The sequence below is a fragment of the Mesorhizobium sp. M7A.F.Ca.CA.002.15.2.1 genome, from assembly GCF_003998715.1.
Classification (GTDB): domain Bacteria; phylum Pseudomonadota; class Alphaproteobacteria; order Rhizobiales; family Rhizobiaceae; genus Mesorhizobium; species Mesorhizobium ciceri.
In genome coordinates this window covers 1-932 of sequence record NZ_RZPI01001118.1, presented here as the reverse complement: position 1 = coordinate 932, position 932 = coordinate 1, and the positions used below count along the sequence as shown (strand labels likewise).

The window sequence follows — 932 nt, the reverse complement described above, 5'->3', positions numbered from 1 at the left end:
GGCCGGATCGGGTGTGCCGCTGTATCCGAAGCCAGGCCAGTCGAATGCAATCGTCCGCCAGCGGTCGGCGAGCGCCGGCATCAGTCGGCGGAATTGGAACGAAGAGCAGGGATAGCCGTGCGGCAAGAGCAAGACAGGTGCTTCTAACGGCCCTGCCTCGCGATAAAAAATGGATAGATCATCCAGTTGCATGCGTCGGTGCGTCGTTGCACCCGGCATTCGGACCTCCGTCGAACAAACCTCGGCTAAACGCGTTTGATCGAGGGATCGTTCCGAATGGGGGAAGCGGACGGTCGGCAATATTCATCTCTTCAAATTCACCACGATGACACCGCCCAGCGCCAGCGCGCCGCCGATTATGCCGAGCAGAGTGGGAACTTCGCCCAGCCAGAAGAAGCCGATCAGCGCGGACATCGGCGAGACCAGATAGAGGAAGTTGGAGGCACGTGCCGCCGGCAGACGCGACAGCGCGGTCGCCCAGGCGGCATAGGCGATGAGGCTGGGCACGATGCCGAGAAAGATGACGGCGCCGAGGCCTGCTGTGTCGGCGACCGCCGCCTGCGAAAAGGCCGACGGCAGGAAGGGGGCCAGGCACAGTGCGCCGAGCACCATGTTCGAAGCCGAAATGGTCAATGGATGATGGCGGGCAAACAGCGGCTTCTGGACGATGGTGTTGACGGCCGAGCACAAGGCCGAACCAAGCACCAACAGAGCACCGGTGTTGAACGACAGGCCATGCCCATCGGCCATGGCGATGATGCCTATGCCGGCGAAGGAAATCACCGTACCGATCCAGGCCACGCCTGAGAAGCGCTCGCCCAGCAATGCCATCGCCATGATGGCGGTGAAGATCGGGCTGACATTGATGATGAAGCCGGCGGCACCGGCCGAGACGGTCAGTTCGCCGAAATTGAGCATGACGGTGTAGAGCG

At 62.1% G+C, this 932-nt stretch carries 2 protein-coding genes; both read right to left on the bottom strand.

Features of this window, described 5'->3' with window-relative positions; all coding sequences use genetic code 11:
- The coding region (locus tag ENZ74_RS33050; protein WP_127313350.1) for an alpha/beta fold hydrolase at window positions 1-219 on the bottom strand (219 nt) is incomplete at its 3' end.
- Between the two features lie 84 nt (window positions 220-303).
- Window positions 304-932: DMT family transporter (locus ENZ74_RS33045; protein ID WP_164761459.1), on the bottom strand; the 629-nt coding region annotated here is incomplete at its 5' end.